1 protein-coding gene is annotated in these 6,215 nt (G+C 69.5%); it reads right to left on the minus strand.

Annotated features, from left to right (window positions below; all coding sequences use genetic code 11):
• Nucleotides 1-136 precede the first annotated feature (136 nt).
• Complete coding sequence (locus Vse01_RS29045) at nucleotides 137-6,208, minus strand: non-ribosomal peptide synthetase (RefSeq protein ID WP_093411484.1); 6,072 nt, start codon at nucleotides 6,206-6,208, stop codon at nucleotides 137-139.
• Nucleotides 6,209-6,215: the final 7 nt, after the last annotated feature.

Genomic DNA, 6,215 nt, shown 5'->3' on the forward strand with positions numbered 1-6,215 from the left:
CGCTCCGGCCGATCCGCGCGTCGCCATCGGTGACCGTCGAATCCGACTGACTACGCTGAATCACCCGCTGACGCAGAAGATCTGCAAGAACCTGATTCACGGTTGGCCCTTCGTCAAAACAGTTGGTATCGGTGGGTCAGAACGCGAGCAGCAGCGCGGCGAGCAGGCCCTGCCGTGCCTGGACCGCCGCCAGGAAGTCCGGCCAGGACGGGGACTCGACAATCTGCGCCGCCGCCTTGCCGAGGTCGATGTCATCGCCGCTGATCTCGCGCCAGAGGCGCTCCAGCTCCGTCTGGTCGTCCTGATCGATGAGCCGCATCTCGGAGAGCTTCATGTCGGGGTGGGTGACCAGGAACTCCAGCGCCCGGCCGATCGCAGCCAGGAGCCGATCGATGGTGGCACGGGTGAAGAGCGTCGCGTCGTACTGTGCGGACAGCTCCGGCTCCGGGTCGAACACGAAGCGGAACAGCAGGTCGAACAGCGCGGTCGCCGGTGGCAGCTGCACCAGCCGACCGGTCACCCCGGGCAGCGTGCGTAGGTCGAGCGGGTAGTTGTCGACGGCGACCATGGCCTGAACCAAGGTCGGCATCCCCGCGACCCGAGGCGGCCGCGCCGCCCGCACGATCTCCTGGAACGACAGCTGTTGATGATCCAGCGCGGAGAGGGCGCTGGCAGCTATCGCATCGACCAGGGCAGCGCCGGTGGCCTGTGGCTCCACCCGGTACCGGAAGGGCAGCGTGTCCGCGAAGTAGCCGACCAGGTTCTCCGTCTCGGCAAGGTCGCGGCCGGCGACCGGGGCGGCCAACACGATGTCGGTGTGCTGGGCGAATCGGCTGAGCACGATCGCCGCCGCGCTGTGCAGGAGCATGAAGGTGGTGACCCCGGCCTCCTCCGCGGCCCGCTGCACGCGATCCCGCTGTCCGGTGGGCCACCGCACCGCCACGTAACCGGCCTCCCGACTGCGCTCCTCGGTTCGGGGGAAGTCCGTCACCAGGCCGAGGTCGCCGGAGTAGCCGTCCAGGTAGTCCCGCCAGAAGTCGACGTCCGCGCCGGCCGTGGCCGCCGCCCGCTCGTGCCGCCAGAGGGCATAGTCGGCGTACTGGATCGGCAGCTCCGGCAGTTGGGGCGGCAGCCCCTGCCGGTGCGCCCGGTACGCCTCGGTGATCTCGCTGAAGACCACGTTCGTGGACCAGCCATCCGACACCAGGTGATGACTGCTCCACTGCAGCACATGCTCGGTCGGGGTGAACCGGAACAGGCGGGTGACCACGACCGGGCCGCTGGTCAGGTCCAGCACGAGGTCACTGAGGACCCGGTCCCGTACGTACCTCGTCATCTCCGTCGGATCGGTGAGCTGCTCCCCCGTCGCGTCCACCACGTCGAGCGTCACCACCGCGTCCCGGTCGGGTCGCTGATAGCTGCTGCCCTCCTCGGTGCCGAAGCGCATCGAGAACACCTCGTGCCGGCTGGTCAGAGTCGTGATCGCGGAGCGCAGCGCGGTGATGTCCAGCGCCCCGGACAGGTGCAACAGCACCGTGTTGTCGTAGGAGCGGTCGTCCGGGTCGACCTGACACAGGAACCAGAGGGCGGCCTGGTTGGCGGCCAGCGGGAACCGGTCCGGTCGGGGTTGTGCCGGCCGGATACGCGTTCCGTCGGTCGCCGGCACGACCCCGCGACCGCTGGCGATACGCTGGGCCAGAGCGCGGGGATTCGGATTTTCGAACAGCAGACGGATCGGCAGATCCATCCCGAAGCGATCCCGTAGCCGGGCCATCACCTGCGCCGCGTGCAGCGAGTGACCGCCCAGGCCGAAGAAGTCGGTGAGTGGACCGGGCCGCGTCGGCAGCCGCAGCACGCTGCGCCAGACATCCATCACGACGGCCTCAGTCTCGTTCCCCGGTTCGAGGTCGTCGGTCAGCTCGGGCGGCGGTGCCGGCTGCCATCCGGCGAGGGACCGGGTGTCGACCTTGCCGTGCGGCGTGCGGGGCAGCACGTCGAGGCGGACAAGGTGATCCGGTACCGCGTACCGGGGCAGGATGGCGGCCAGTTGCTCGCGCAGTTCCAGCGGGGACACCTCGGCCCGGGACGGGCCCGATCCGGCAGCGGTCCCACCGTCGCTCGCAACCGTCTGCGGGACGAAGAACGCGACGAGCTGGTTGCCGTGTTCGCCGTCCGAACGCACGATGACCACGCTCTCCTGCAGTGTCGGGATCGCGGCGAGCGCCCCCTCCACCTCAGCCAGCTCGACGCGGTGTCCGCGTATCTTGACCTGCTTGTCGATCCGGCCGAGGAACTCGAGGTTCCCGTCAGGCAGCAGTCGGCCCCGATCACCCGTCCGGTAGGCCACGATCCCGGGCTGCTCGGCAATGGGATCGGGTACGAACGCGGCGGCGGTGCGCTCGACGTCGTTGACGTAGCCGGCACCGACGCAGAGCCCCCCGACGTACAACTCGCCCGGGGTGCCCGTCGGCACCGGTTCCCGGTGTTCGTCGAGGACGTAGACCTTGGCGTTGTCGATGGGACGGCCCACCGGCACCGAGGCGGCCCGCTCGTCGGCCCACCCGATGATCTCGTAGTGGGTACAGTCGTCGGATACCTCCGTGGCCCCCCACATGTTCAGCAGGCGCACCTGCGGCAGGTGCCGACGGAATGCGTTGGCGCTCTTCGGGGTCAACGTCTCCCCGCTGGAAACGACCCAGCGCAGCCGGAACGGCGGGAAGGCGGCCAGTCCGTAGTGGGTCAACTCGGCGCTGAAGACGCTCAACACCGTGGGTGAGACCTCCAGTACGGTGATGCCGTCCTCGGCCACGGCGCGCAGCAACCGTGACGGATCCTGACTGATCTCGTCGGGATAGATCACCGATGTCGCGCCCACCGCCAGCGGCGCGAGCATCTGCCAGATCGAGATGTCGAAGGTGGCGGCGGCGTCCTGGGAGACGAGGTCGCCGGCACTGATTCCCAGCGTGCCGATCTTCGCTTCCAGGTGGTTGAGCATCCCGTCATGCCGGATCGTCGCGCCCTTGGGCTCACCCGTCGAGCCGGAGGTGAAGATGACGTAGGCGGCGGCCCGACCGCCGGGCAGTGGCCCGGCGTATCGATCGTGCTCGTCGCCCGAGGCCACCAGTTCGTCGAGCAGGAGCAACGATGTCCGCCCGACCGCCTCACGGAGCGCCGCCTCGCTCTGCCGGTCGCCGAGGACCAGCGCCGCCTGGCTGGTCCGCAGCATGCTTGCCACCCTGGTCGGTGGCCCCGAGGGCAGGGGCAGGTAGACCGCGCCGATACGCATCACCGCCAGCGCGGTGACGAACGAGTCGATGCCCCGTGCGGCCGACATGCCGACCACGGTTCCGGCCGTGACGTCTCGTCGCGCCAGCCGGGCCGCGATCCGCTCGATGCGCACGGCCAGCTCCGCGTAGGTCAGCGAATCCTCGCCGCAGCGCACGGCCAGCGCCTCCGCGTGGGTCGCGCACGACTGCTCCAGCAGGCTGAAGTAGCCGGGCGCGGACAGTGGCCGGGCGGGCGGTCCGAACGCGGCGACAAGCTCCTGCCAGTACGTCTCACCGAGCAACGTACGCCGGCTGGGCACGGTCTCGGGGTGGGCCACGACATCGGCCAACGCGTGGCGGTACAGGGCGGCGATGAGCCGCACCTGCGGCTCGCTCAACCGATGCAGATCGGCCTCAAGATCGAGAGAGAGCAGCTTGGTGAAGGGGTCCTTGTTGAACTCGGTACGGAGCGCGAAGTGCGTCTGGATGTACGCCTTCGCGTCCACCACGGTCAGGGACGTCGCGGACGCCAGCTGTTCGTAGCTGTGGAAGTGCGTGTAGTTGAAGCTCACGTCGGTGAGCTCCCGGCCGCCGTTGAGCCGCTGCAGTTCGGCGTAGGGAAACCGCCGCACGGGCAACAGTTGCTGTTCCTTGGCGTACGCCGCCCGGATCAGCGCCATCCAGGTGGTGCCGGAGGTGGCCAGCCGGTACGGCAGCAGGTTGAGGTGTACGCCGATCACCTCGGCGCCGCCCTCCTCCTCGACCCGACCGTTCGACTCCACGCCCAGCACCAGGTCGGAGCGTCCGGTGACGGTGGCCAGCACCCGGGCGTGTACCGCCAGCAGCACGTGCTTGAGCGAGACGGCGCAGCGGGCGGCGAGTTCGTCGAGCGCCGCCGAGAGATCGGCGTCGACCTCGACGCTGAGGAAGCCGATCTCGTTACGGGCGGCCGTCCCGGTCGCGACGGCATTCCGGGGCAGCAGGGTCGGCTCCGCCCCGCTCAGCTCCCGCGCCCAGAACTCGTGGACTGACGGATCGCGCAGCGTCTCCTGCTCAAGCGCGATGAAGTCGGCGTAGCGGCGTCGGGGTGGGGCGGCCACCGGCTTGTCCCCCGCCCGCAGCTGCCAGTAGTCGGAGAGGATCTCGGTGATCAGCGATGATTCGCTCCACCCGTCCAACAGCGCGTCGTGGAAACTGACGGAGAACTGGAACTCGTCGGCCGACAGCAGGTGCACCGTGTACCGCATCAACGGGGCGACGCTCCAGTCGTACCCGGTCTGCCGCTCCCCCAGTTGCCACCGGCTCAGCTCGGCATCCTGTTCCTCTCCACCCAGGTGCCGCAGGTCCACCACGGTCACCCGGGACGGCGCGCTGGGGTGCACCAGTTGCAGCGGTTGCGAGTGGTCGGTGAACGTGAAGGAGGTGCGCAGGATCTCGTGGCGGGCCACCGCTCGCGTGACCGCCTGCTCCATCGCCCGATGGTCGTAGCCGGCTCGGAGCCGGAACATGAAGATGTCGCAGTACATGTTGACGTCAGCGTCGTAGGCGCTGTGGAAGAGCAGGCCCCCCTGGAGGGTGCTGACCGGGTAGGCGTCGGTCACGCCGTCCGGTAGCGCCGCGCGGTCCGCTGCGCTGATCAGGCTGAAGGGCGGGGTCGGCGGGCGATTCTCCGACGGCGCCTGCGCAGTTCCGGCGAGGGCGGCGAGTCCGGCGGGTGTCGGAGTGCCGTAGATGTCGACCAGGTTCAGCGTGACGCCGCGCTCCTGGGCGCGGGCACGCAGCCGCAGGGCCGTGATCGAGTCACCGCCGACGCTGAAGAAGGAGTCGTCGCTGCCGACGCTCGGTACGCCCAGCACCTCGGCGAATATCTGGCGGATGAGGGTCACCAGGTTGCCCTGCCCGGCGGCCTCCACCGGGCGGGATTCACGCAGGCTGTTCGCGGGGGTGGCGGTCGGCAGCCGATCCCGGTCGACCTTGCCGTTCTGGGTGAGCGGGATGGCGTCGACGGGCACGATGAACGACGGCATCATGTAGTTCGGAAGCCGTCCCCGAAGGCGGGTGAAAAGCTCGCCGGGGTCGAGGGCGTCGTCGGCGACCAGGTGGGCGACGATCCGTGGGCCGGTGCTCGGCGACGGGGCACGGCGGCTCTCGCCGCGCAGCAGATCCCGCACATCGGTGATCTCCACCGACGCGGTCCGGTTTCGCAGCACCGGATCCGCGGCGGTCTCGGGCCGGACCACGGTGACGACGACCTGCCGTACGCCGGGGATGCCGGCGAAGGCGGCGTGCACCTCGCCGAGTTCGATCCGGAATCCGCGGATCTTGACCTGGTCGTCCTGCCGGCCCCGGTACTCGTACTCGCCAGTCTCCACCAGCACGGCCTGATCGCCGGAGCGGTAGGACCGCGCCGTGCTGCCGGGCAACCGGACGAACCGCTCGGCGTCGAGCTCGGGCCGGCCCAGGTAGCCCGCGCTGACCCCCGGCCCGGTGACGATGATTTCCCCCACCTCGCCGGCCGGCACCTCGTTGAGGTCGGCGTCGACGAGGGTGAACCGCAGGTCCGCCAGCGGCACCCCGATCAACGACCGCCCCTGATCCAGGTCGTCGCGCCGCACCCGCCGGTAGGTGGCGTGCACCGTGGTCTCGGTGATGCCGTACATGTTGATCAGTTGTGGTTGCTCGTCGCCGTACCGGGCCACCCACGGCCGCAGGTCGGCGAAGTGCAGCGCCTCGCCGCCGAATATCACCCACCTCAGGGGCAGTCGACGGCCCCGGGTCGCGTCCTCGGCGATCAGTTGATTGAAGGCGGTGGGCGTCTGACACAGCACACTCACCCGCTCCTGCTCCAGCAGGTCCCACAACGCCCGAGGGTCCTGGGCGGTCTCCCTCGGCACGATCACCAGGCAGCCGCCGTACAACAGCGGCCCCCACATCTCCCACACCGAAAAA

Origin of the sequence: Micromonospora sediminimaris (assembly GCF_016863575.1) — a bacterium.
Lineage (GTDB): Bacteria > Actinomycetota > Actinomycetes > Mycobacteriales > Micromonosporaceae > Micromonospora > Micromonospora sediminimaris.